This is a genomic window from Singulisphaera acidiphila DSM 18658 (assembly GCF_000242455.2).
GTDB lineage: Bacteria > Planctomycetota > Planctomycetia > Isosphaerales > Isosphaeraceae > Singulisphaera > Singulisphaera acidiphila.
Genome location: NC_019892.1, coordinates 1269098 through 1294113, shown reverse-complemented (window position 1 = coordinate 1294113; position 25016 = coordinate 1269098). Strand labels below are relative to the sequence as shown.

At 60.7% G+C, this 25016-nt stretch carries 16 protein-coding genes and 1 pseudogene; 9 read left to right on the top strand and 8 right to left on the bottom strand.

Annotation, left to right across the window (positions count from 1 at the left end):
• Nucleotides 1-291: 291 nt before the first annotated feature.
• Complete coding sequence (locus tag SINAC_RS05040; RefSeq protein WP_015244606.1) at nucleotides 292-1110, top strand: FkbM family methyltransferase; 819 nt, start codon at nucleotides 292-294, stop codon at nucleotides 1108-1110.
• Nucleotides 1111-1151: 41 nt separating this feature from the next.
• Here the strand turns inward: SINAC_RS05040 and SINAC_RS05035 are convergent, their stop codons facing one another.
• Nucleotides 1152-2060 (bottom strand): PP2C family protein-serine/threonine phosphatase, encoded by a 909-nt coding sequence (locus SINAC_RS05035; protein ID WP_015244605.1) that lies wholly within the window; start codon nucleotides 2058-2060, stop codon nucleotides 1152-1154.
• Nucleotides 2061-3123: 1063 nt separating this feature from the next.
• Between SINAC_RS05035 and SINAC_RS05030 the strand changes: the two genes are divergently transcribed.
• A complete protein-coding gene (locus SINAC_RS05030) occupies nucleotides 3124-3858 on the top strand; it encodes a glycoside hydrolase family 25 protein (RefSeq protein ID WP_015244604.1) in 735 nt (244 codons plus the stop codon).
• Between the two features lie 560 nt (nucleotides 3859-4418).
• Here the strand turns inward: SINAC_RS05030 and SINAC_RS05025 are convergent.
• The 3 genes from SINAC_RS05025 to SINAC_RS05015 form a co-directional block, all read right to left on the bottom strand.
• Nucleotides 4419-7583 carry an efflux RND transporter permease subunit gene (locus SINAC_RS05025; protein WP_015244603.1) on the bottom strand — a complete coding sequence of 1055 codons (3165 nt, stop codon included), beginning with the start codon at nucleotides 7581-7583 and terminating at the stop codon, nucleotides 4419-4421.
• 216 nt (nucleotides 7584-7799) lie between these two features.
• Nucleotides 7800-9122, bottom strand: coding sequence for an efflux RND transporter periplasmic adaptor subunit (locus SINAC_RS05020; protein WP_015244602.1), 1323 nt, complete (start codon nucleotides 9120-9122; stop codon nucleotides 7800-7802).
• A gap of 2 nt (nucleotides 9123-9124) precedes the next feature.
• Complete coding sequence (locus SINAC_RS05015; protein ID WP_015244601.1) at nucleotides 9125-9745, bottom strand: TetR/AcrR family transcriptional regulator; 621 nt, start codon at nucleotides 9743-9745, stop codon at nucleotides 9125-9127.
• A gap of 212 nt (nucleotides 9746-9957) precedes the next feature.
• On the opposite strand from SINAC_RS05015, the gene SINAC_RS05010 reads away from it, so the two are divergent.
• On the top strand, nucleotides 9958-10416 hold the full coding sequence (locus SINAC_RS05010; RefSeq protein WP_015244600.1) for a beta-lactamase hydrolase domain-containing protein: 459 nt from the start codon (nucleotides 9958-9960) through the stop codon (nucleotides 10414-10416).
• Between the two features lie 171 nt (nucleotides 10417-10587).
• Nucleotides 10588-12594, top strand: coding sequence for a PQQ-dependent sugar dehydrogenase (locus SINAC_RS05005; protein WP_015244599.1), 2007 nt, complete (start codon nucleotides 10588-10590; stop codon nucleotides 12592-12594).
• A gap of 81 nt (nucleotides 12595-12675) precedes the next feature.
• Here the strand turns inward: SINAC_RS05005 and SINAC_RS05000 are convergent, their stop codons facing one another.
• On the bottom strand, nucleotides 12676-13863 hold the full coding sequence (locus SINAC_RS05000; protein WP_015244598.1) for a glycosyltransferase: 1188 nt from the start codon (nucleotides 13861-13863) through the stop codon (nucleotides 12676-12678).
• 307 nt (nucleotides 13864-14170) lie between these two features.
• On the opposite strand from SINAC_RS05000, the gene SINAC_RS04995 reads away from it, so the two are divergent.
• Together SINAC_RS04995 and SINAC_RS04990 are read left to right on the top strand one after the other, a co-directional pair.
• Nucleotides 14171-16921, top strand: a complete 2751-nt coding sequence (locus SINAC_RS04995) for a tetratricopeptide repeat protein (protein ID WP_015244597.1) — start codon at nucleotides 14171-14173, stop codon at nucleotides 16919-16921.
• 48 nt (nucleotides 16922-16969) lie between these two features.
• Nucleotides 16970-18025 carry a tetratricopeptide repeat protein gene (locus SINAC_RS04990; RefSeq protein WP_015244596.1) on the top strand — a complete coding sequence of 352 codons (1056 nt, stop codon included), beginning with the start codon at nucleotides 16970-16972 and terminating at the stop codon, nucleotides 18023-18025.
• Nucleotides 18026-18121: 96 nt separating this feature from the next.
• Here SINAC_RS04990 and SINAC_RS04985 read toward each other — a convergent pair whose 3' ends face one another.
• Nucleotides 18122-19291 (bottom strand): efflux RND transporter periplasmic adaptor subunit, encoded by a 1170-nt coding sequence (locus SINAC_RS04985; RefSeq protein WP_237722467.1) that lies wholly within the window; start codon nucleotides 19289-19291, stop codon nucleotides 18122-18124.
• Between the two features lie 283 nt (nucleotides 19292-19574).
• Here SINAC_RS04985 and SINAC_RS04980 point away from each other — a divergent pair, with 283 nt between their 5' ends.
• Nucleotides 19575-20372: a class I SAM-dependent methyltransferase gene (locus tag SINAC_RS04980; protein WP_015244594.1), complete on the top strand. Its 798-nt coding sequence runs from the start codon at nucleotides 19575-19577 to the stop codon at nucleotides 20370-20372.
• A gap of 62 nt (nucleotides 20373-20434) precedes the next feature.
• On the opposite strand, the gene SINAC_RS04975 is transcribed toward SINAC_RS04980, so the two are convergent.
• Nucleotides 20435-21706 carry a transposase gene (locus tag SINAC_RS04975; RefSeq protein WP_244884931.1) on the bottom strand — a complete coding sequence of 424 codons (1272 nt, stop codon included), beginning with the start codon at nucleotides 21704-21706 and terminating at the stop codon, nucleotides 20435-20437.
• Nucleotides 21707-22304: 598 nt separating this feature from the next.
• Here SINAC_RS04975 and SINAC_RS04970 point away from each other — a divergent pair.
• A complete protein-coding gene (locus tag SINAC_RS04970; protein WP_015244592.1) occupies nucleotides 22305-23093 on the top strand; it encodes a DUF6498-containing protein in 789 nt (262 codons plus the stop codon).
• Between the two features lie 115 nt (nucleotides 23094-23208).
• On the opposite strand, the gene SINAC_RS41770 is transcribed toward SINAC_RS04970, so the two are convergent.
• On the bottom strand, nucleotides 23209-23442 hold the full coding sequence (locus SINAC_RS41770) for a helix-turn-helix domain-containing protein (protein WP_390553608.1): 234 nt from the start codon (nucleotides 23440-23442) through the stop codon (nucleotides 23209-23211).
• A 1015-nt stretch (nucleotides 23443-24457) separates the two neighbouring features.
• Here SINAC_RS41770 and SINAC_RS41765 point away from each other — a divergent pair.
• Nucleotides 24458-24982, top strand: a pseudogene (locus SINAC_RS41765) (DUF4214 domain-containing protein); the annotation flags it as partial.
• Nucleotides 24983-25016: the final 34 nt, after the last annotated feature.

The window sequence follows — 25016 nt, the reverse complement described above, 5'->3', positions numbered from 1 at the left end:
CGACCAACGCGTCAGGCATCAACGGTGCAAAACTCTTACCGTCCGACGGCCAACCTTGGCGGAAAGCCCTTTCGGTTGGGAATCGGCTGAATGCCCGCGCCAAGGTTCACCCAAAGTGGCAAGACCAGGGCCACGGACCACCGAAAAACCAGGTTGAAGGGAAAAACAGGAGCGTACCAGTCGCACCAAATCTGACCTTCCTAGAATCTCGCAAACCCTCTATAGTTTGCACGACCTATCTCGACATGATACCCAGGACGATATCGTCGCTCAGACAGACAAGGAGGTCTGATGAGTCACTCGTTTACCTTTCGGCCCGACACGTGCGATGAAGAAGTCTTCAACGCAGTCAACGTGTGCAACGAATACCGTCTGCCCGACTCGTTCCGACCCGACGACATCATCCTCGACATCGGCACGCACATTGGCAGCTTCTGCAATGCCGCGCTCGAGCGAGGGGCCCAACACGTCTACGGATTCGAGGCGTTCATTAAGAATTTCGAATGCGCCCGGAGAAACCTCTCCTCCTACGGCGACCGCGTCTTGATCCAGAATAAGGCGGTTTGGCGTTCGGACAAGCCGGTCAAGACGTTGACCTTCTCATCCCTTGAGGATCAGAACAACGCCGCCGGTCACGTCATCGGCGCCCAAGGGGGAACGGGCATTGATGCGGTCGCGTTCGACGAGATCGTCATGAACGTGACCCGAAACGGTCGTAAACGCGTGCGACTGGTGAAGCTCGACTGCGAAGGGTCGGAATACACGATCCTCTTCACGTCGAAAAAAATCCATCTCATCGACAGCATCATCGGTGAGTATCACAACTTCAGCGACAACTACAACAACGGACCGGGCGAAGATCACTTTTTCCACAAGATCCCCGAACACGCCAAGGTCGACGGCTACAATCGCTTCATCCACGAAGACCTCGACATCTTTCTGAAACAGGCCGGCTTCGACGTGACGATTGTCCCCCACCCCGACATCCCCAACCTCGCCGGCTGGTTCTTCGCGCATCGCGTGGCACCCCCGTCCCTGATCCGCGAGCGGATCCAGTGGCACTGGGACGGTGTCAGGCACAAGCTGGACCGGCTCCGCAAGGCGGCCTGAGTGAACCCCGAAGACCCTCGAGCGGGCCGATGCTGACCCGCTCAGCGAATCTGATAGCGGACGACGACGGCGGTCACGTTATCGGGGCCGCCCCGCTCGTTGGCCTGTTCGATCAGACGGGCGCAGGCCTCCTCGGGACGTTCGTTCCCCGCAAGGATCGCCGCGATCACGTCGTCCGCGACCGGTTCGGTTAGCCCGTCGGAGCAGAGGAGCAGGACGTCGCCGTCGGCCACCTTCAGTTTGTGGATCTCGGCGAATACCCCTTCGCGAGGCCCACCGACCACGTTGGTCACGATGTTGCGGTTGCGATGCCGCTTGGCGTCCTCGGGCGTAATCGCCCCCCCTTGAACCAGGACCTGCACAAGGGTGTGGTCACTAGTCAATTGCTCGAGTTCGCCATCGTGAAACAGGTAGGCCCGTGAGTCGCCTGCGTGCACGATGAAGAGGTCGCTCCCCACACTGTAGGCGATGGTCATGGTCGTGCCCATGCCATGCAACTTGGGATCGACGCTAGCGCGCTCGATCACATCCCGGTCCGCGCGCTCCAGCCCCTGCCGGAGTTGGGCGAACAGGGCATGCTCTTCCCGACCCTCAAGGTGGAGGAACCACTTGAGTGTGTCCAGAACATACCGCTCGACGCTCTGCACCGCCACCGCACTCGCGCGCTCGCCCGCCGCCGCCCCGCCCATGCCATCAGCGACGATCATCAAGTAACCTTCCTGTTCCGAGAGCCGAGTCCCCTCGGCATCGGGAAGGCTGGTCGCGCAGACCGTCATCGACTTGGCCATACGCGCGACCATGAAATGGTCCTCGTTCTTACTCCGGACCTTCCCCTTGTCGGTCATCCCCGCAAATTCGACCCGGACGGTCGGCGGTGCTTCCCGACCGGAAACCGACTCCGCGCCCGGCACTTCGATCGATTGGGTGGAAGGAGATTCCAGACTCGACATGGGGGATCCTCGCTCCTGACACAACAGGGGACCGCGGACGATCTGGATAAAGAACGATGCAAAATCAGGGCCAAGCCTCATTGAGGAGACGAGAATAATCAGAGCAGGCCCCCATGTCGAGACCCGAAACGCCCATCCCGGCTCCCTCCTTTTGGCAAGTCGGAGAAACCACCAGAGCCCCACACACAGAAACCCACAGACAAAAGTCGGCTGATCCCACCTTGACCTCCTCGCAGGCCCAAAGCACGCCCGCTGCCGTCCCACAAAGGGATTGACGCCAGCTTCATTTGCCAGTTCATCAAGCACGGACGACACCGACAAGTTTCCCCTCCGGATCGATCGGGATCGTTGCCGAAAAGCTCACGAATCTCACTAATCGTCGCGTTACACATGCCCTTGTGGACATCGAGCAGGACAGGGAAACGGAAAAATCGGGAACGTGCCAAGAGGGGCTTCTTGGTCCGCTCTGGCCTTCGCGTCTCTCCCGAACTGACAACAGGCACACAAAATAAAATAAATACACAAAAATCAACATTTATCACATGAATACTCATAATCTTCAGTGGGCACATTCTCTGGGCGAGGCTCTGAGGGGCCTTGGCCTGTCCCACCAATAGGAACTGAAGACAAAGAACTCAGGGCAATATCCCCAATCGGTTTCCTCGATTCCTCTGTTTGTATGCGGCGCGAACGGCAATCGCTCCAGCCGGCCAGATCAGGCTCGCCTACTTGAGCTTCTCGATGGAAAGCCCGAGAGCAAAACAACGAAAAAAAATCACATCAAATCACAAAACAATCAACAAGAATCGATTCAATAAAAATCCACCTTTCGTGGAACACGATCGGTTCAAGAAGCGAAAATCTTGGAAATATCCAAAATTGACACTTGACGCCGCAAGGAGACGCGTGACAAACTCGGCCGTCGCCGTCAAGCTCCGGCCACATCCACTTGCCCCGGGGTAACTTCACGGCCGAGCGACGTCGTAGCGACTGCCGCATGTCCGATCTGTGTAAGATTAAACCATTTCAAACCGCCGGGGCAAAAGCATGAGGAAACAGATCAATGGTCACAAGCAAACGAATTCTCCGTTGGCTGGCGGGTCCACAACTGATCCTCTTCGGCAGTTTCCTGATGGTGCCGGAGGTCGAGGCGGCACACCTCGCCGGGATTGACGTATCGCATTACCAGGGGGGTATCAACTGGTCGTCCGTGCAAAGCGCCGGAACCACATTCGCAATCACCAAAGCCACCGAGGGAACCGGCTACACCGACCCGTACGTCAACCAGAATATTGCCGGGATGAAGCAAGTCGGCATCATCCCAGGCGCGTACCACTTTGCCCGTCCTGGGCTCGATCCGGTCGCCCAGGCCAACTACTTCACGAGCGTCGTCTACAACGCCAATGGCGGAAGCTTTTCGGGTCTGCTGCAACTGGTTCTCGACCTCGAAACGACAGACGGACAAACACCAGCCTATGTTTTCTCCTGGACCCAGGCCTTCGTCGCTCGAGTCTTGGCGATCACAGGCCGGCCTTGCATCATCTACACGGGCTTTTATTTCTGGCGTGATAACGTCGGGAACCCCAACAACAACCTGAATTGCCCGCTGTGGCTGGCTGCCTACGTGACCGAGGCACAAACGACAGCGCTAACCCCTCAGGCCTGGTCGGGCGTGGGCTGGGCTTTCTGGCAGTACACAAGTTCGGGGGCAGTGCCGGGAGTCTCGGGAAACGTAGACCGCGATTATTTCCGGAACGCAGGGAGTTACCCGAACATCAACAACTTGCGAATACCATAACAGTGGCCTGCTCCAAACGGACCATGCTTTATGCGCAGTATCCCCCCCTTGACGGCAATTAACGGCAAACTCGCCGAAACCGAAAGTCGTTGGATCATTGCAAAATTGCACGTACCCAATCGTTGTGGGCCAACGACTTCGGTTCTCCCAACGGATTGACCAGACTCAACCGGCCGAGGTGCCTGACTTAAAATCAACGAATGCCAATCTCTTGGCAATACCGATTGAGCTTCTGCATCGACAACACAGGCATACCAAATTCACTAACCCGCACAATATGTCTTTGATTTTACGGTCATTTGCGGAAATTGTCCCTGGCACGAACCTCTCCAGTGGTTATTCGGGAGACTTCATGCGTAGAGGTCACCTTGACCTTGTCGCTGCCCCAAACTTGTACGCGACATAAGCCGCAAATCGCAGACACAATCACGGAGCCTGGATCGGGATGGTCAGGTTGGCGCAAGTAAAAGAAGTCTCGGCGCAAACCCGAGAAAGAGAAAACGGGAGGAGTGATCGATGCTGGATCACTCCCCCCGTCAATTCTTGACACGCGTGATTGGTCAAGCGTACGTTTCTGAAGCCTCTCGTCTTTCGGTGGAAGTCTCGCCTGTGTGGGGGCGTGGAACCGGGCTCGTCTGCACCGAGAACCGGATCCCGATCCGCTTGGTGAAGTTCACCCACATATCGATAATCTCATAAAAAACAGGCGTAACCAGGAGGGCGAGGAGTAGGGAGAGCATCTGCCCGCCGATGATCACCTTGGCCATGCTGGCACGGGCACCAGCCCCTGGTCCTTGGCCGAGTGCAATCGGGACCATCGCAGCGACGAGCATGACGGTCGTCATGAGGATCGGGCGAAGCCGGGTGTGATTGGCTTCGATGATCGCCTCGCGGCGGGGGACGCCCTTATCGCGAAGTTGGTTGGTGGCATCCACCTGGAGAATGCCATTCTTCTTGACGATGCCGACCAGCATGAACAGGCCGAACATCGCATAGATATCCATCGGCGTGCGGAAGAGGACCAACGAAAGCAGGCCGAAGGGCACCGTCACCGGCAGCGCCATCAGGATCGAGATCGGCTGCGTCCAGCTCTCGAACTGGGCCGACAGGATCATGTACATGAACAAAATCGAGAGCCCGAACGCGATCATGAAGTAGTACCCGGTCTCTCCCATCGTCTTCGCCTGGCCGGAGAAGACATAGGAATACTGCTTGGGCATATTCATTTCCTTGAGGATCGCGTCTGCGCGAGAGACGGCCTCACCCAGGGGGATCCCTTCGGGATTACCCAGGACGGTGACGATCCGCTCGCGGGTCAAGCGTTCGATCTCGGTCGGCCCGCGTTCGTCGACCAGTTTCGCCAGGCTCGAAAGGTTGACCAGCCCGGCAGTCGTCGAAGGGAGTTTCAAATGGTAGAGGTTGGCCGACGAGGAGCGTTCGGACGCCTCGGCCCGAAGCCAGACGTCGTACTGTTCATCGCCGTCGCGGAACTTCGAGATCGGCATCCCACCAACCAGAACTCGCAGGGTGTCGGCGATCGTTCCGACCGGAATCCCCAGGTCACTCGCCCGCTCGCGATCGACGATCACCTGAACCTCGGGCTTTCGTAGCGAGATCGACGTGTCGATGTCGACAAGGCCGGGCTTCTCCTTGAGCTTCCTCATAAGCTCATCCGCATACTTAGAAAGTTGCGTAAGGTCAGGCCCCGCCAGGTTGACCTGGAACGTTTGCGGGCGTCGCCCCCCCTGAAACGCCGAGACGTCGTTGACGCTGGCGCGAAGGTCGGGGTAATCCACCAGCATCTCCCGCGCTTCCTGCTGGACCGCGAACTGGGTGTACTCGCGTTCCTCAAGGTCCTCCATGCTGACATAAATCGTGGCGCGAGTCACATCCCCCTGGCCCTTGACCACCCGCCCACCGCTCGACTGACCGATCGTCGTAAACAGGTGCTTGGTCCCCTGGAGCTTGCGGAGCCGGCCTTCCAGCTCGTTGCAGATCCGATTCGTCCGCTCCAGGCTGTACCCCTCGGGCGTCGTGATCGTGACCTCATATTCGCTCTGGTCGTCGCGAGGAATCAGCGACATCCCCATGATCTTGCCGATCGGGACCGTGCTGACGATCACGGCGAAGGCCATCACGACCACCAACGGCTTGAATCGAAGGGCGCCGCGAAGCACACTCCCGTAGCTGCCGTCGACCAGTCGGTAGATGAACCCCGACTTGCTGCCGCCATGCCCCGCCTCGCTCGGGTCAAGTTTGAGGAACCGGCTGCACAGCATCGGGGTCAAGGTGAACGAGACGAACAGACTCATCGCCACCGCGAAGGCGACCGTCAGTCCGAAGCTCGAGAAGAAACGGCCGATGATCCCCCCCATGAAGGCGATCGGCACGAAGATCACGATCAAGGAGAGACTCGTCGCCAACACCGGCAACGCAATCTCACGCGTGCCGATCCGCGACGCCTCCATCGCGTCCATCCCGTCTTCTTCCATATGCCGAAAAATGTTCTCGTGCACTACCACCGCGTCGTCGATCACGATCCCGATCGCCAGGATCAACCCGAGCATCGTGATGTTGTTAAGCGTGAACCCCATGTAGCTCATGAACATGAACGTCGGGATGATCGACGTGGGAATCGCCATCGTGGCGATCACGGTCGTCCGCCAGTCGCGAATGAAAAGCAGGATCGTCGCCGACACCAGGACGCCGGCCAGAAGCAAGTGAAACTTCACTTCCTCAATCGACTTCTTGACGAATCGAGATTGATCTCGAATGATCTCGGTCACAATGTCGGCGGGCAGAGACTCGCGCAGGGTCTCGAGCCGAGACTTGACGTCTTCGGAAACCTTCACGGTATTACTGCCCGACTGCTTCTGAACAACCAAGCTGACCGCGCTCAAGCCATCGAGCCGAGCCAAGGTCCGCGGTTCCTCGTAGGAGTCCTCCGCGTGGCCGATGTCGCGGACCCGGACCGGAAAACCGTTGCGGTTGGCGATGATCAGGCCGTTGAACTCGGCCGCCGTATTGAGCCGGCCGAGCGTTCGGAGCACGAGCTCGCGCGGCCCTTGGTCCACGCGACCGCCAGGAACCTCGAGGTTCTGCCTGATCAGCGCCATCCGGACCTCTTCGACCGAGAGTCCAAAACCGGCGAGCTTATCGGTATCGACCACGACGTTCATCGCCCGAACCCGGCCACCGACCAAGGTGACCGCACCGACGCCGTTGACCGTTTCGAGCCGCTCCTTGATGCGCTTTCGCGCGATCTCGGTCACCTCGCGGAAGTCGCGTCGGCCAGAAACGGCGATCGTCAGCACGGGCATCGAGCCGGTGTCGAACTTGTCGATGATCGGTGCCTCGGTCCCGTCGGGGAGGTCGGCCAGGATCGTGTTGACCTTGTCGCGAACCTCCTGGGTGCCCACGTTGCCGTTCTTGGAGAGGTCGAACTGGACCGTGATGGTCGAGACCCCTTCCATGGTGGTCGACCGCAGCTCCTCGATTCCGCTAACCGTGTTGATGATGTCTTCGATCGGCTTGGTGACCGAGGTCTCCATCTCCTCGACCCCCGCCCCCGGCAGCACGGTCGTGACCGTACAGACCGGGAAGTCAACGTCGGGGAACAGGTCGACTCCAAGTCGGCCGTAGGAGACCAGGCCAAGCACGACCGGGACTGCGATCAGGACCCAGGTAAAGACCGGACGTTTGATACAGATATCGGAAATGGTCATAGGAACGACCTAATCCTGAAGGTGAACCCGAGACTTCCTGCCTCTCGGCCAGGGACCAAAGAACGAGTGATCATCGGTGGAGCGTAGCGTGGCGGAAAAACGTCCGCCTCGCGGCCCTGATCGACCTCTTGGAAATGCCGAGCGACCGACAAAAGACAAAACCGAGGATGGACCAAGGAGCTCGGGACCATCCCCTGTCTCAAAATCAGTGCATTCTCATTTTTTCGATTCATCGGGAGTGCCGGCCTTGGCGGTGGAAACGACCGGAGCGGGCGATTCAGGCTCGGGCTTCCGGACGATCACAGCGGTCTCATCGGCCAGTTGCGTCTGGCCGGTGGTGACCACCTCGGCATTCTTGGCGAGTTCGCCGGTGACCTCGATCCATCCCAGGCCCTCTTGCCCGGTCTCCACGTTGATCGACCGGGCTTTCCCCGCCTCGACGACGAAGAGCTTGGTCACTCCCGCGTACTTGACGACCGACTCGATCGGCACGATCGAGGCGGTTGCACTCCGATCGGTCAGGATCGAGGCCTTGGCAAAACCACCGGGACGCAACAGGCCACGGTTGTTGGGGACCAAAACCTCCACCTGAAACGTCCGACTGACCGAGTCGACCGACGGGTTGATTCGTGCGACGGTTCCGTCGAAGGTCATGCCCGCGTGCGACGCGACGTTGACCCGGACCGCCTGCCCGACCACGATCTCGCCGCAGTGGCGTTCGGGGACGTTGGCCCAGAGCCGCAGGGGGGTCTCGATCACGAGTTGAATGATGGGATCCCCCGACTTGAGCATCTTCCCTTCGGCCACCGACCGTTTCACCACGGCGTACTCGATCTCTCCGGTGACGCCGGCCGGCAACGCATACGGGTGTGGGGCACGAATCTCGGTATCAAGCTTGGCCTGCATGGACACGTCGACCGCCGCGCGGGTGGCCCGTGCGTTGGCCAGAGTCGCTTGGGCGGTCAGGACCGCATTGGCCAATGCGGCCGTGGCCCCTTGCTCGTCGTTCTCGGCATTCTGAAGGTCTTGCTGGGCCCCCGCGCCCCGACGGTTCAGCGACCGTTCCCGAGCCACATTTTGCTTGGCCCGATCGAGAGCCACTTTCGCCTGGATGACCGCCGGAAGCGCAGTGACGTCGAACTCCTTCGTGGGCAGGTCTTTCAGGCCGAGCTTGGCCAGTTCGGCCTGAAACTGGCGTTGGGCTTGCTGGACCGCCAGATTGGCGTCCACAGGGTCGAGCTCGACGAGCAGTTCGCCCGGCTTGACCCGGTCGCCCATATCGTGATGCACCTTGAGGACTCGCCCCTGGATCTTGCAGCCGACCGTGACGTCCTCCCAACCGTTGAGCGTCCCGACCACTTCCACAGTCCGCTCGACCGGCCGGAGTTCCACCGGGGCGACCGTCACCGGAACCGGCTTGGGAGCCGTCTCGGCCTTGGCCTTGGACTCCACCGCAGAGTGGCCGCAACCCGCCATGGCCAGTGCCAGAGACGCCGCGCCGCTCCATCCCATCGCGAACAACCAGCGACTCACCACCATTGTCAATGACTCCTCGCCGGGCCTCCCGGCTTTCGAAAACCACCCAGAAGATCCCTCACCAGGCGTTCCGCCAGCCCGGGCCCCAGATCCCTCTGCTTGTAGAGGAAGTCCATGATCGAGACGATTATCAACGCCCGGCAAGCGGTCTCGAAGGCCTCGACCCGATCCGGGTCGACAATCCCCCTACGCGCCGCGTACTCGACGATCTCGGTCATCACGCAGTTCATCCCCCCCTTGAACTTCTCCATCTCCGCCATCAGCCCGTTGGCCAGCGGCCCGAAGAACAAGGCGAAGATAAACCGGCTGCGATTGGGATCCTCACGGCACCAGGCAAAATGGGCCTCGAACATCCGCTCGAGCATTTCCACCGGGTCGCTCACCGACTCCAGGATCGTCCTCAACTCCTGGTTGAGACTGGACATCGGGACGATCACCAAGGCCTGGGCAAGCCCTTCCTTACTCCCGTAGTGGTAGTAGAGCGTCGGCTTCGTCACCCCCGCCGCCTCGACAATCGCGCGAACCGATGTCGCGTCATACCCCTGGGTCGCAAACAGATGCGCAGCCACGCGGGCAATGTGCCGCGCAACATCACTTGTCCCAGGCTTGACCGACGCTGGTGTCATCAGGTTCGATTCCCTTTTTTTTATCGTCGACTCAGCTTCCCACTCTCTATACCGAACGGTAGGTATCATAGAAGAAGGTCGGAAACCGTCAAGCCGGATTCTCATGCGATCTCTGGCCCTGGAGCGGCGGGGTCGCTAACCTCTTTTTGGGGGGCGGGCCATCCGGACCCTGCTCCCTTTGGGAGAGAAGCCAGGCGGGGAGAGTGAATGCGATGAATGTCAAGCGACAGATCACGGCCACGATCGCGATCGGCGATCAGCCGGGTGAGACCGATTTGCAGAGGCTGAAAGACGACGGATATGTGGGGATCGTGAATCTTCGGAACGACGGCGAGCCGGAGCAACCGCTGAGCACGACAGCCGAGGGAGAGAAGGTCCGCGCGCTGGGCCTCGGCTATCTGCATAATGGTGTCGGTGGCGGTCCTCTGACGGCGCAGGGTGTGGAGTCGGTCTGCGAATTCATCGACCAGCACACCGGCTCGGGAAAAGTCCTGGTTCATTGCCGGAAGGGACCTCGGGCCGCCGCCTTGGTCTTGCTCCACCAGGCAAAAGCCCTCGGTTGGAAGGCCGACGAGGTCGTCGCCAAGGCGCGAGGAATCGGCCTGGAGGTCGAAGGAGGGTTGCGGCTTCTGGTCGAGAACTACCTCAGTGAGCATCCGACGGCTCCCTGAAGCGTGTGAAGATGGTGACTCCGTCTGCTCAAGAAAAGGTGGCGAACTCAGCAGCCTGGGGTATTCCATTTGCATAAGCTGAAGTTTCACCTCGCCCCCGACTGATTACCCCCCTGTGGAGAGGCCGCGAGGGACCGCATTGTCTTTCCACGGTTGTGGAGACATTCTCTCATGTCGTGGAAAGACCTTGGACTCAGGAAGACGCGGACCGCGTCACGCCACGTTTTCCGCCCGGCCGGCGACGGCCTCGAAGACCGGAGCCTGCTGACGACGCTTCCCCCTGGATTCGTCGAGACACCCGTCGCGGCCGGCCTGAGCCGGCCGACGACGTTCGAGTTCGCCCCTGACGGCCGAATCTTCATCGCAGAGCAGGGGGGGCAAATTCGGGTCGTCAAAAACGGCCAGTTGCTCGCCACACCGTTCCTCAGCCTGAACGTGGACTCCAACGGCGAGCGCGGGCTTCTGGGCATGGCGTTCGACCCACAGTTTGCCACCAACCACTATGTCTATGCCTACTACACGGTGCCCGGTTCTCCTGCCCACAATCGGGTGAGCCGGTTCACCGCCAACGGCGATGTCGTCGTGCCGGGAAGCGAGGTGCCGATCCTCGACCTCAATCCGTTGAGCGCGGCGACCAACCATAACGGCGGCGCCATTCACTTCGGAGCGGATGGGAAGCTCTACGTCGGGGTCGGCGAAAATGCGAATCGAGCCAACGCGCAGTCGCTCGACAACCTACTCGGCAAAATCCTCCGCATCAATTCAGACGGCACGATCCCAACTGACAACCCGTTCTACAACACCGCGACCGGCCAGAACCGGGCAATCTGGGCGCTCGGTCTGCGCAATCCGTATTCATTCGCATTCCAGCCCGGCACAAGCCAGATGTTCATCAACGACGTGGGAGAGAACACCTGGGAGGAAATCGACGACGGGATCGCCGGCTCGAATTACGGCTGGCCGGCAACCGAAGGCCCAACCACCAACCCCCAATTCCGCGCGCCGATCTACGCGTACCAGCATGACATACCCGGCACGGCGATTACGGGAGGCACTTTCTACAACCCGGCAACGCCCCAGTTCCCCGCGAACGCAGTAGGTGATTATTTCTTCACCGACTTGAGTGGACGTTGGATCCACCAACTCGACCCCCGCACGGGCGTCGTGACCGAGTTCGCCACCGGCCTCCCCCCACTCCCGGTCGCAATCGGGGTCGACCCCGGTGGCAGCCTCTACTACCTCGCAATCGGCAGCGGCGCGAACGGCGGTGTTCTCGCCAAGATCACATCCACCGCAACACCCCCGCCGACGGGGTCGGCCCCGAGCGTCACACGCGACCCCGCCGGCGTCTCGGCCCCCGTAGGAGGGTCGGTAACCTTTTCGGTTGAGGCCACAGGTACGGCCCCGCTGGCCTATCAGTGGCAGAGAAACGGCGCGAACATCGCCGGAGCGACCGGCGCCTCGTTCACGATCCCGAGTGTCTCGGCGGACGACATCGGTGCGTCGTATCGCGCGGTGGTGATCAACGCATTCGGTTCCGCCGTCAGTCGAGCAGCCGTCCTGACCGGCGATTCCCCCTATGCAAGGCACTTGTACACCGCCATTTTCGGACACCCGCCTAATCCGATCGCCCTGTCGACCTTGAGTCTCGCCCTGGCGCAAGGCGTCACTCCGCAGCAACTCGCCGCCGCCCTGGTCGCCTCACCCGAACGCCACGCCCAACAAGTCGTCGCCGCCTACCAAACCTCGCTGGGTCGACTCCCGAACGCCACGGAGTTTGCGACCGGGGTCAACCTCCTGAACACCGGCACGTCCCGCGAAGTCTTCCTTGCCAGCCTGATCAGTTCGCAGGAGTACGCGGCCCGTCATGGCGGCAAGCCCCAAGGCGTAGTTCAGGCGCTCTACCAAGAACTGCTCGGCCGCGCCCCCCGACGGTCTGAACTCATCCAAGGGACGCGCAACGTCGCGCGCGGGTCCACCAACGCCCTGGCCAACCGACTGATCACGGGCACAGAGGCACGCACCAGACTCATCAGCAGTTGGTACGCGACCTACCTCGGCCGTCGACCATCGGCAAGCGAAGTCCGAACGACGCTCGCCCAGTTCCGCCGTGGTCTCTCTTCCGATCAGGCCGAGGCCGCCATCCTCTCCGGAGGTGAATTCATCGCCCGGAGTTGAGTCGCGAGCCGTTTGCCTTCAGCGAAGAGGGCTCGTGCTGGGGCGATCATTGGTGCCTGTGAATCGCCCAGCACGAGAGAGCTACGATTCGTCTATTGCCGATTCACTCATTATTGCCACTTGCGATGGTGACAGGCCGCGGACCTGCACGGTACGTCCGCGCCAACGAACGGCCCCCTTGAAAGTCTGGTAGTAAAGGGCGCGAATCAGGCAGGACGCGACGACGATGGCCACCAACGGGAAGAACAACACCTTCGCCGGATGAAACGAGAAGAGACTCCGGCCGAGCCAGAGGAGGCTGTACTGAACCAGGTAGGTGGCTACCGCAACGGCCACAAGAAGTCCGTTTCCCTGGATGACACCGACGGCGCCAGCAACCAGCGGAGTCCAAAAAACGAAGACGGGCAAGAGCATCACGAACGGAGCCAGCCAAAGCCGACCGCCCAAGACCTCGAGGATGTTCTTCGTCATTCCCCAAAAGGCATGGCGATTCCCCTTGAACAGCCTGACCTGCAGGAGTTGGGGGGCTGCCCGGAAACCAAGGCGATATCCGCTCGCCTTGAGCAAACGCGCCAGGCTGACGTCGTCGAACATCTCGCCACGGATCGACTCGAAGCCCCCCACCGCGCGGAACGCCTCCGACCGGACCATCATGAACGCGCCGGCGGCGACCGCGTCACGCGAGTTCCCCACTTCGATCCCTGTCGTGGCGTACTGAACCATCCCCCCCACGAAGACCGGGGCGAGGACGTTCTCCCAGACCGAGAGACAGTGAATCCTCGGGAACAGGCTGAAGAAATCGAGCCGACTCCGTTCCATCTCCGCAAGAGCCGTGGCCATGCTCCTCGGGTCATGGAGAACATCGGCATCAGTGAAAACAAGGTAATCCCCCGAGGCCAACGCGGCGGCCTGCTGCATCGCGTTGCTCTTACCCAACCACCCCGGAGGGAGCGCCGGGTTGTGCATGATCTTCAGCCGCGTGTCGGTGGTCGCCAGAGAATCCACAATGGCTCCCGTCCGGTCCGAGGAGTGGTCGTTGACGACCACGACCTCAATGTCGACACCGACCTGATTCAAGACCGACTGAACCGCCGAGGCAATATCCTCCTCCTCATTGCGGGCGGGGAGAATGACGGAAAGCTTGGCCTCGTGAATCGATCCCTCCCCTGGAGGATTCCAGGAGATCCGTCGCAATGCGGCGGCAAACTGAACACCCACCACGATCGAGAGAAACGAGGAAACCAAGCAAAGAAACAAAAGAATTAGCATAACCAATTATTGATCCTTGGTCCGCCTGTGGAGGGAACGCGTTATCGACACTATCCTAGCGGACTTCAAGGCTGTGAAGATACCTCGGCGCAGATCCGGCGATTTCAACCCTCGATCGCCGGTGGAGGGTCGGGCGGAAACCATTCGCGATTGTCTTCGCCGACTCGGATCCGCTCGCTTGACGGGTCCGTTCGGCCGGGCGTAGATTAGATTTAGATGCATCCGTGCAATGAATGACGACGGCACGGGACGGTCCTCCCGGTCCCTTTGATCTTTGACCGTCGTCAGCGCTTTGGGGGAGCCGCTCATGGTGCGCCGTGGACTGACGTGGGCCGCCTTGGCCGTCGCAACACTGCTGGGACATGCGACAGCCCGGGGCGAGGAGGACATGAGGACCGCCCCGAAGTACCTCCAGGGCCTGCGTGAACGGGGTTACTACGAGCTCGCGGATCAGTATCTCGAGACCCTTCGCAAAGCGCCCAACACCCCGGAAGACTTCCGGGCGACCATCGACTACGAGCAAGGTCGGCTGATGATCGACGAGGCGTCCCGAACGGGCGACCTCGTTCTGAAGAAGGATCTGCTCGACCAGGCGCGCGGAAAACTCGTCACGTTCACCCAGAAGAATCCCAACCACGCGTTGGCACCTGAGTCACTGGTCCAACTCGCTCGCCTCCTGGTCGAGCGCGGGCACCTGGCGATGATCCAGGAGGTGGAAACCGACGACCCCAAACTCAAGGCCGCCAAGCAGGTCGAGGCCCGCACTTCGTTCGACCAGGCGCGCGACTCCTACACCAAGGCCGACGAAAAACTGGTGGCCGCCTTCAAAGTCTTTCCCCCGCACCTTGCTGACAACGACTCGCGGAAGGATGAGCGCGACCGCACCCACATCGCAATGATGGACGCCGAACTTCAGAAGGCGGTCGTCGAATACGAGCAGGGGCAGACCTACCCGCCGGGCTCGCAGGAGCGGGGGGAGTATCTCACCAAGGGTTTGGCCCAGTTTGAAGAGATCTACAAGCGATACCGTACTCAGCTCGCCGGCCTGGTCGCCCGGATGTACCAGGCCAAGTGCTACGAGGAGAAAGGGGAGATTGGCCCCGCCCTCGGCATCTACAACGAGTTGCTCGAGCACCAGGCGCCGCAGCTCCGTGGGATGCAACGACACGTCGCCTACTTCAAGATCATCGCGCACGGCAAGCGGAAAGAGTATGCGCTGGCCGCCGATCTGGCGAGCGCCTGGCTCCAGCGCTATAGCTCCCCTGACGAAATCCGCTCCCGCGAAGGCTTGGGCGTACAACTCGAGCTGGCCAAGAACATTCTGGCGCAGTTGCCCGACGCCTCCGAGAAGGAGCAGGCACAGGCGATCCACCGCGTCGTCGACGTCTTGAGCCAGGTGGTCCGCTACTCCTCGCCGTTCAAGGGCGAAGCCCTTGCGATCCTCAAAAAGTACAAGCCGAAGGCGGCCGCCAACGCCGAGAATCTCTCCCGGATGGGCTACGACGAACTCGACGGCCAGGCCGACCAGGCGATCGCGTCGCAAGAGTGGGACAAGGCGGCCGAGGCCCTGAAGCTCGCCATCCGCAAGGCCGACCCCGCAAAGGACCCGGATAAGGCCAACCTGGCCCGGTACAAGCTCGCCTTTGTCTACTACATGAATAAACGCTTCTACGAAGCCAACGTCCTGACCGAGCACCTGGCCCGGCGGTATCCCCGATTCAGCATGGCGCCCAAGGCGACCGAAATCGCCATGGCCTCGATGGCCGACGCCTACAACACCTATCGCGAGATCGACCGAACCAGCGACCTGAACCGACTGATCGACGTGGCCAAGTACGCCGCCGCGACCTGGCCCGATAAGGAAGAAGGGGATGCGGCCCGGATGACCCTGGGGCAGGTCTACCACGGGACCGGCCAGTATGCCAACGCGGTAGAAGCCTACCTGTCGGTCCGGCCCAAGGCCTCACGATGGGTCGAAGCGCAGACGAAGGTGGGGGCCACATACTGGGAACAGAGCAAGATCCTCCAGCGCAAGGGGGATGCGAAAGGAGCCGACGCCGAGGCCGCCAAGGCGCTGGAAGCCCTCAACGCGGCCTTGAAGGCAAGGCGAGACGCCGGCGTGCTGCCCGCCGACCCCGACCTGCTCGGCAACATCTGCGACATCGCGGATATCCAACTCGAGACCGGCAAGGCGTCCGAGGCCCTGGCCCTGCTCGAACCGAGCGCCCAGGCGGTCACCGCAGGGGGATCGACCGGCCCGGCGTTCAACCGGATGATGACCGCCTTGCTCCGTGCTCACATCAACGCCGGCCAGATCGAGCAGGCGCAGGCCGACATGACGGTCCTCGAAAAGCAGGGGGGAGGGGCCAACCTCGCCCAGCTCTACTTCGGTCTCGGCAAGCTCCTCGAAGCCGAGATGAAGGTCCTCAAGGACAAAGGGGATCGCACCGGCCTGGCGAAGCGGCAAGCGGACTACCTGAAGTTCCTCACGGCGCTGGCCAACGCGAAGTCGGGCCAGACCTACGAGTCGCTCCAGTGGGCCGGAGAACAGATGCTCAAGATTCAGAACCCGCGCGAGGCCAGCAAAATCTTCAAGCGGATTCTCGAGACCATGGGCAAAGACCACGCCTTTCTCGCCCAGGAAGGCGCGGACAATCTCCTGCTCCGCACCCGAATCCGATATGCCGAAGCCCTCCGGGGCCAGGAAGATTACACGGCGGCCGAGGAGCTCGTCGCGGACCTGCTCAAAGAGTTTCCGAAGTCGAGCGATCCCCTCTTCGAGCAAGGGATGCTGCTCGAAAACAAGGCGGAAACCAAGCAGGGAACCTGGAAGACGGCCTTTGCCCACTGGCAGAAGCTGGCGCTCCGGCTCGGCACGAGCCGGCCAAGGCCGACCGAATATTACGACGCCTGGTACCACGCCGCCTATGCGCTCTCCAAGGACAACCAGCCGACCAAGGCCAAGCAAACGCTCGGCAGCGTGATGCGGCTCTCTCCCAAGGTGGGCGGGCCCGAGATGAAAGAAAAGTACGACGCTCTGCTCAAGTCCATCAAGTAATCGTCATCCCCTTCCACTTCCACGCCGATCTCAGAGGGACCCTGCGCGATGCGATTTCGACGTTTGCTCCCGGCCGGATCGTTGATGCTCGCCCTGGGCGTCTCGGCCCTCGCCGACGATGTGGTCCTGGTTCCCAACTCCACCGTCAAGAACGCGACCGGCGGCAGAGTCCGAGGGACCGTCCAGTCCGAATCGGCGACCGAGGTCGTCGTCAAGCTGGGAACGACCACGACGAACGTACCGAGCGCGGAGGTCGTCTCGATCAACTACACGGGACAGCCCCCGAGCATGGTCCAGGCCGAATCCCGAGAGGCAGCCGGCGCCCTCGCCGAGGCGGCCGACCTCTACAAAAAAGCGATCGGCGAAGCCGATGGCAAGCCGTTCGTCCAGCAGGCCGCGCAGTTCCAACAGGCCAATGCTCTGGCCGCTCTCGCCCTTGCCGACACCGCCCGCGCTCCGGAGGCGATCACTCTGCTCAACGCCTTCGTGAAGGCCCACCCCAACGGACGCCAGGTCGTCTCGGCCCTCGACAGCCTGGCCCGCCTCCAACTCCAAAAAGAGGACTACGCCGCCGTCGAGAAGCTCGTCGCGGAGATGGCGAAACTGCCCCAGAGCGCCGACCGCGCCTCCATCCTTCGCGCCAAGGTCTTCGCGAAGAAGGGAGAATTCGATAAGGCGATCGTCGAGTACGACCGGCTCATCAAAGATGCTCCCGAAGGCTCAACCCGCCGGCGCGACGCACAGTTGGCCCGAGCCGAAAGTTTGGCCGGACAGAAGAAGTTCGACGCCGCCGAGGCCGAGCTCCGCTCGGTCATCAATGCCACCTCCCCCGAAGACTACGGGACGCAGTCGGCCGCCTATAACACCCTGGGCGATTGTCTCCGTGCCGCCGGCCGACCGAAGGAAGCGCTCGACGCCTACCTGCACACCGATATCCTCTACGCCAAGGACAAGGAACAGCATCCTCGGGCCCTGGCTCATATCTCACAGCTCTGGCGCGTCCTCAAACGCGACGATCGAGCGGACGAGGTCTGGCAGCAGCTCAAGAAGGACTACCCGAACAGCCCCTGGCTCACCGCCGCACGAGCGACGCCGACCCCTTGAACGTCATGCAAACAAGCTCCCAGCCTCTCTCCGTCAATGAAGACATCAGCGACCGGAGAGAGAGCGAAGCGGCATCCAGGCCTCGGGTTAGCCGGTTCAGAACGGCGGGGGAGCCGTCGCCTTCGGAGTCGCGGGCACGTTGGCCGGTGGAACACGGGGCGCAGCTGAGGACGAGGTCCGGCTCTTGGTCGTCGTCCCGGCCGAACCTCTCGAGCCGGACCGTGGGGGGGTGATCCCAGCGACCTCACCCCCTTCGGCGGGGTCGGGGTTGGTCGGCTCGACCCCACCGTTGGCCGCCCCGCCTCCACCGCTGAAGCGAATCAGGGTGCCGGCGATCAAGGGGACCGACGACGAGACGATCAGGGCATCGGTCGGGCGAAAGAGACCCGACACCTGAACCCGCTCCGGGCCGGGATTGCCCAGGATGCGAACCGGGATGTTCGCGACATACTCATTGCGAATCACCTGGACATGCGGACCACTTCCCGTCGCCCCTTTCGCAGGCTGGTGCAACGCCCTCGCCGGGATCGTCGCGAGGGTTGAGGTCGGTAGCGACGGGCTCAAGGCCCGCTGTCCCGGCTCGAGCTCCCCTTTTTCGTTGGGGATGATCACCCAGGCAGCCGTGAATGCCGTGGTCAGCTCGCGCAGGGGGGCGTGCGACTCGGGCAGGGGGAGCGACGCCTGGACCTTGCCCGTGACAACCTGCCCTTCGACGTTGATCTTGACATTCGAGCCCACCGTCGCGACCGACCGGTCGAGCGGTATCAACACACGGAGGCTGGTGTCATCAACCAGCTCGGCGACCTTCGCCCCCTTGGGGAGGAACTGACCGGGGCTGACCGCCACGTCGATCAGTCGACCGGCAAAGGGAGCCCGGAGGGTGCAGCGATCGAGGTCGAGGGTTGCCAGCTCGGCCCTGGCCTGCGCCGCTTCAAGCTGCGCCTGGGCAACCGCCGCATTGGGAGCTTCCTTCAACAGCGCCAACGTCGCCTGCATTTCCTTGACGTTCGCCTCCGCAATCTTGACCCGCGCCAGCGCCTCGGCACGATCGAGCTGGGCAATCTCTTGCCGATCGCGGACCGAAGAGCCGACGGGCAGCTCCAGGCTCCGCAGGATGCTGTCGCTCGGCGCGGTAATCGTCACACGTCGAATGGGCTCGAGGACCGAGGGAATCTGATAACGGTCGGGCGATTTCAGCTCGAGCGGGATCGACTCGACCTTGGCCGAATCGGGGGTCTGCTGCGCCCTTGTCGTTCTCGTTGTCATTGTCGACGCCACCAGCGCGAGGCCCAGTAGCGCCGTCGACCATCCCCGGACCATCATGGCAAACCTCGGGTTGGAAGGACGATGGAGAAGGGACCAGATCGGCCCCGGACGTGCGGTCTGCAAGTCTCCACCCTAATCCGAGGTCATGGGCACGTCAACACGCCGGAAACCACCGAGAAGTCCGGCTCGATCGATCCGAGTTCACGTTGACCGAATCGCGAGAATCACCTAGAACGCCATGAGCCTTGGTCTTCTTTTGCTTTCTCCGGAGGAGGCGCAACGGATGCGCAACGACCGTTCGGGCGTGGTCACGCGAGCCGTCAATCGTGTCAAGCACTGGTCGGTCCGCGCGAGGGACCGGGTCCGCAGTCTGCCCGTTCGTGCGTCCCACCGAGGTCAGGGGCCGCCACTTCCCCCGTCCCGCCTGATGCATCTAGTCGCCGCGTCCGAGGATGTCTCCTGGTTTCTGGACGGCGGCAAGCAAGCGTCCTCGAGCCTCCGCGCCATTCTGGCCAAGAACGGCGTGACGATGGAGTCGCTGGGATCAATCCTCGACTTCGGCTGCGGCGCTGGCCGCGTGTTGAGACACTGGGAGAACCTGCAAGGCCCCACACTTCACGGCACCGACTACAATCCGACCCTGATCGCCTGGTGCCAGAAAAACTTGCCGTTCGTACAGTTCCAGCACAACGAGCTGGGGGGTGGCCTCGCCTACCAGGACGAGTCGTTCGACCTGATCTACGCCCTTTCCGTCTTCACCCACCTGGACGAACCGCTTCAGTACTTCTGGATCCGTGAACTCTCACGCATCCTCCGGCCTGGCGGGTACTTGTTCATCACCACCCACGGCGAGCATTACCTCCCTCAACTCGCGAGCGAGGAACAGGAGCGGTTCCGTCGCGGCGAGATCGTGGTCGTAGGCTCGCGCCGCGAGGGGAGCAACGACTGCGCGACGTTCCACCCCGAGTCCTACATGCGCTCGACCTTGGCGACCGGCCTTGAAGTGGTCGACTTCGTGCCCGAAGGGGCCCTCGGCAATCCGAGGCAAGATGTCTTCCTGTTACGCAAACCGCAAGGTTGATGACAGTCTGAGAAGCCATTTTTTGACACTCCTCGCTAATCCCGACAGCCTCGGCCCATTTTTCAGGCGACTCGAGGCCTCGGAACAGTCTTGGGCGATTCCCGCGCCAGTTCGATGGGAGGCGTCTCGTCCAGCCAGCGGCTTCGTGTCGCCTTCTCATGCTCCCAGTAACGGTCCAGCAGCAAAACCATGAACCGCACGATCGTCCGCCGACTCCGCCATTTGTAGCGGGCCTTCTCCTCATGGCGGAGCTTGCGATTGATCCGTTCCACATGATTGTTCGTCCGCATCTGCCGACACGCGGCGCTCCCCAAGAACGCGATCATCTTGGCAAACTTCTCCGGCCCGAGTTTCTTCACGGCCTTCACTAATTCGGGCACCGCGAGGAAGTCGCGGTCCGTTGTCAGCCTTTGGTGCCGCCGCCAAGCCGTCGCTTCGCCCTGGTTCTCCGCGAACAACCTTTGCAAGGCGTCCACGAACTGTCGCAACGGTCTCAACTCCGGCAGGTCGTTGAGCATCGTGTTCAGATCAATCCGCTCCTGGCGGCTCATCTGATCCCGCCGCCGAACGATCAGGAAGCGATGACTGAAGATAAACGCCGACTTCTCCTTATAGGTCGAACGGTGTCGCGGCTTGCGGCCTCCCGAGGGCCTGCCGCGCCGTCGCTTCCGCCCCCGGTTCCCGCGCCGCTCCAGTCCACGACGGAACCGCCGCAACGCATCGAGAACCAGCTTGTGGAGATCCTTGAGGACATGAAACACGCACAACTGATGGCGGGCCGATGGCCATAACTCGGCCAACACCGCCGGGTAGAGATCCGAGCCGTCGGTCACCACCACCTCCGGCTCCAATCCCCAGGTCTTGAGGTTCTTGAGGAACCGCCGCATGTGATCTTTGTCGTTGCTGGCGACCAGGGCGAAGGCGACGGCCAAGTCGTTCAGGGGGTCGGTCGCCAGCAGCAGAGCATAACGACCGAGATGGAGTTCATCGACGCAAAGCGTCCCGCGGAAATGCTCGAGCACCCAGCGACGATGCTCGGCCATGTCGAGACGCTTCGCCTGATGGAGGAGACAGTCGTAGACGAAACCGTCGGACAGGTCCAAGAGGAAATCGCGATGGATGGACTGAATGACGCGTTCGACGCTCATGCCATCCTCGAGGATCCGATCGAGGACGGCTTGGCGGACCTTATTGTCGTAACGGGCCTTGAATTCCACGCTCGTGGGCATGGTCCGAAACGTGGAACAGCAGTGGCAGCGGGCGCGATACTCGCCGTAGGTGACGTCAAGGTAGACGACCTGATGGTAGGCGATCGAACGGATCTGGCGATTCAAGACATCCTTTCGCCGCCCCAACTTGCCACACGTGGGGCAGGGAGCTTTCTTGGGGCAGCACGAGATCGGTATCGTGAGAGTTGGGGGCCTTTGGGTCTCCATGGCCTGCGTGCTCCAGAAGGATTGGGTTTGTCTCCATCCTTCAGCACGCAGGCTGTAACTCTCGCTGTCAAGGCAAGTTGAATCGCCTCATAAACTGTCGGGATTAGCGAGGAGTGTCCATTTTTTTCAGCATTTGCAACCCCGGCGGGGCAACCGTTCAGTCTCAAAAGGACTGATTCCGACGGTCGCCCTTTCGGGGCCACGACGCGCAAACGCATCCTATGCACCACACACATTTCGCTTCTGATCCAAAGAACGGCCGCCCCCTCCTCGCGTCTGCCAAATGCGGACCGAGCAAGTCACGAATGGTCCACAAAACCGTCCCTCTCGGTGGGTTCATGAAGACCCGATAGAACGGGCAAAAGGCAAACCCGGTTAGCCTGGCATCCGTTCCTGGCCGGCGGGTAGGCAGTGCCACGATGGAGTGGTCGCTGCGCTCCCATTGAGATCGCCTTTTCCTACATCTCGACCGAGGACGCCGGAGCGTTTGCAGCCCATGATCACGCTTCTCCAGATGGCCCTCACAGTCGTCCTGAACGCCATCCCAGCCGGCGGAGTCATCTTTCGCGGTTGGACCCCAGCCACGGCACTGACCCTCTACTGGTGCGAGAATTTGGTCGCCGCGATTCTCATCGCGGTGCGGATCGCGATCCACCGCCGGCTGACGAAAAAGCGCGGTCACTACCGGTTCGAGAGCAATGCCAACGCCAAAGGCCGCCCGAGCCAGGGCAGATTCCAGGTCTCCTATCTCGGTGAGTTCCTCGCGACAAGCCTCACCTTCACCCTGGTTCACGGCCTCTTCCTCTTCGCGTTGTTCGCCGTCGTGGTCAAGACCAACTCCGACACGACCCAGGTCTTTCAGGGCTTACGATGGATGGTGGCCGCACAGCTTGTGAGTTTCGTTCTGGACCTCCTCCAACTGAGCCATTGGTCATTTGCCGACCTGAAGAAGTGCGCCGATCAAGCCCTCGGCCGTGTCGTATTGATCCACCTCGCGATCGTCGGAGGCATGGTCATCGCGGCCTTCAGTTCGCGCCCCGAGGCGTTCTTCGCAGTCTTCGGATGCTTGAAAACTTTGTCCGACCTCACAAGTCGAATCCCGTACAACCCCAAGCTCGGGTTGGAACCCCCACGCTGGTTCCTCTGGTTCACCAATCGATTCGGCGAAGGCAAACACTGGAAGACCGGTCAGGACGCCGCGACCTGGTGGCACGAGACTACACAGGCCCAGCGTCAACGCGTCGAGGAAGACGAAGAAGTTTTCGATCACTGCGGAATCTCATAACATCAAAAAATCGTATACTTATATTCAACGTCCACGGAGAGACGACCGCCAAAAGCCAAGGCATCCATACCTGTTAATTATCGACGCACAAGCAAGTTCAAGCTCTGCCCCGGGATCAGGCATCTTTGCTCGGGCAAGAGTCAGGGCGGGCGGCCCAGTGACGGGTAGGCGAAGAGGACCTCGGGACCTCCTTAACCCTCGCGCGTGCGAGCCAGCGGGAGATGGTCTGCACGCGGCCCCCGAGAGCCTCGGCGATGTCGCGTTGATACCAGCCTCGCGTCCTCAACTCCAACGCACGAAGCCTCCGCCACTCCCGCGCGTTGCCAGTGCTATTGCTCCGGCCGTCCACGCCCCCGATTCTGCCAACCGGAAAACGTGATCTTCTTTATGCGGCGGTCAGTAAATGTCGTCAAAACCAACATTGAGAACCGCGTCGTGGAACTCCCCCTTTTCTGGGTGTCAATCAACGTAATCCCTTGGTCGGAAACAAGTCGACCGCGCCGTTGAACTCTGGTCGAGTAAATGTGCCTCTGGGGCACATTTGAAACCCAGGAGATCCCGGGTTTGAATCTCGGTCGAGAACAAGGTCAAAAGCAAAATCGCCTGCGAGCATGAATCTCGCAGGCGATGGATTGTTCAATTAGACCCCGGCGTCGATCAGGCGCTGGTACCGTTCCAGGCAATCTTTGCCCCGCCCGTCCCCAGCACGTCGAGCGTCTTCGAGAAGCGTACAGCACGGCTGTTCCCATCCAGGAAGTGGAGGGCAGGGAGACCACCAAAATCGAATTCACTAATTTTCGTTCATTTAAATAAAATAATAAAATCCCATCAATACCTGAATCAATCACAACGCAAATCGGCCCCGAGCTCTCGTTGCGAACGGTGACACTGGCGGTGGTGGGGATGGGAATGGGGTTCTTAAATACGCCAGCTTCAGCGAGGCAGACCATGCCACACGCAATCAGGGCCAGGACACCGACCGCCAGAAAGCTGCAGAGGAGGCTACGCATCTCATAATTTTATTCAAAAATCAAAAATATCAAAAATTCATTAAATTAAAATTTACACATAAATAAAACATCAATAATTAAACTTACAACACATATTTTGCTATCATTTCATAAATCAACATCAGACAAAAATATTCACAATAATCCATCATCAATAGAACGCCTCATACGATCCTGATTATATTGTAGAAACAATTTTGTTTTCGCATTAATTATTTTTAAAAACCCGCCAACGCGGCACACGAACTGCATGTGTGCGAAGTGGCCATTTTTTTGGCAAGCCATACTACCTAGTTCAAGGAGTCGCCCTTTCCCCCCCGAGGGATCGACCGGCCTGCAACAGGAGGCTCACGCATGTTCCACAAGCTGGAAAAAGCCCTACGGCGGATGCTCTCTCGAGAATGGCGTCGCAACCGACGACGCTGCGTACCGGTCATCAACGCACTTGAGGACCGACAGATGCTCTCGGGAGCGGGCTCAGAAAATACCACGCTCATTCCTACCGCCATCGGTGGTAGAAATGTATCGGCAAAGGCTACGGAACCGACCGATCCCGCGTCCTTTGTGACCGGCTTGTACAATTCGATCCTCTCCCGCGACCCTCAACCGAACGAGTTGGATTACTGGGTGGGGCGTCTGGATTCTGGCGTCAGTGAACAGAGCGTCCGACGTCTGATCGCAAACTCTCCCGAAGCGAAGGAAATCTCAAAGCCGCCCGGCGGTGGGGGGAGGAACAACAGCGCCCAAGCGTTCGTCGACTCGTTGTATCTCACCATCCTGAAACGCCAACCCGATGCCGCTGGTGAAGCATACTGGATCCATCGAATCCAGTCCGGCGCAAGCCGTGCTCAAGTCCGGCGAGCGTTCTTGCTCTCGGCGGAACATCAACAGTCACCAACGCCAACACCAACAC